Source organism: Paraburkholderia sp. JHI2823 (genome assembly GCF_038900695.1).
Lineage (GTDB): Bacteria > Pseudomonadota > Gammaproteobacteria > Burkholderiales > Burkholderiaceae > Paraburkholderia > Paraburkholderia mimosarum.
On record NZ_JAYMRY010000331.1, the window covers coordinates 1 to 401 of the forward strand.

The window sequence follows — 401 nt, forward strand, 5'->3', positions numbered from 1 at the left end:
GGGCGTGGGCCGCGCTCGTCATGCTGCTGGTCGGCGCGGTGATGGCGATGGTGCCGGTCGCGCTCGGCAAGGCGTCGGTGCTCTACACGTTCTATCCGCCGATGATCGGCAGTCCGTTCTACTACCTCGGCGTCGTGCTCGGGGTGGTCGGCTCGTGGATCTGGGTCGCGCTGATGCACGTGAACCTGCGCATCTGGAAGCGCGCGAATCCAGGCAAGCCCGTGCCGCTCGCAATGTTCGCGAACGTCGCGGGCGCGTATCTGTGGGCGTGGACCGCGGTCGGCGCGGCGCTCGAGATCCTGTTCCAGATCCTGCCCGTCGCACTCGGCTTCGCCCACACGATCGACGCCGGTCTCGCGCGCGTGCTGTTCTCGTGGACGCTGCACGCGATCGTCTACTTC

Annotated in this window: 1 protein-coding gene; it reads left to right on the forward strand. The window is 67.8% G+C overall.

Features of this window, described 5'->3' with window-relative positions:
- A partial coding sequence (locus VSR34_RS38865) for a cbb3-type cytochrome c oxidase subunit I (protein ID WP_342965294.1) occupies positions 1–401 on the forward strand: 401 nt, incomplete at both ends.